1 protein-coding gene is annotated in these 783 nt (G+C 65.3%); it reads right to left on the minus strand.

Going from position 1 to position 783, the window contains the following annotated elements:
• Positions 1-82: 82 nt before the first annotated feature.
• Positions 83-783 (minus strand): S-adenosylmethionine:tRNA ribosyltransferase-isomerase (locus NKK47_RS35060; protein WP_352579937.1); only part of this gene is annotated, 701 nt, incomplete at its 5' end.

Raw genomic sequence — 783 nt, forward strand, 5'->3', positions numbered from 1 at the left:
ACCTACAAATGCACGGCGTTCAGATCATTGCTGCACCCTCGCCACGGGGCGCCAGTGCCGCGCGAGCGGCTTCGTCCATGGGTCAAATGCCGAATTTGGTCCGCTGTAACATAGCTCCGACTTCCTTGCGCGCCGAGCACGAAATACCACCGATCCTGCCGACATCATGGCCCACCTCGAGTAAAGCCTTCGTCTCGAGCCCCTCGCCCCGATTTTGTTCGCGCGATAGAAGCGGCGGTTGGCGATTGAGCAGCATGGAATCGCCGAATTCATGCGCGCGGTATCGATACGCGGTGAAGGCTGCGGAGGCCTTGGCGAGCAGAGCATCGTCGGCAAAGGCGCGCAGGAGCTCGAAATGGCTTTCGCCGGGCTGGTGGACACCTGTGAGAATCGCATCGACCACGCGAAGCCGCGTGCCCCGCGCGATGCGCCCTGTCGCAATGCCATTTCCGGCACGCACATTGCCGCCGGGATTGGCGGCTGCCTCAAGTGCGCGCACTACGCTCGTGCCGATCGCAATGATGCGGCTGCCGCGCAGCTTCGCCCGCGCGACCTGCGCCGCGGTGCGCCCAGGGATGCGGTATGGCTCGTCGAAGGGAAGGCGTGAGTCGAGCGCGGGATCGCCGGTGGAAGAGACGCCCGCAGCATGCGTGAGGGTTGCAAAGCCAACGTCGTGCCGACGCCAGGCTTGGAGCGTGCGCCAGTCGAGCGCGAAGCCTGCCGACGGCGCCTCGAACGCGACCGGCCCGGCGGCAATCTTCGTCCAAACATCCCACAGTGCCA

It is taken from the genome of Mesorhizobium sp. M0019, from assembly GCF_040323975.1.
Classification (GTDB): Bacteria; Pseudomonadota; Alphaproteobacteria; order Rhizobiales; family Rhizobiaceae; genus Mesorhizobium.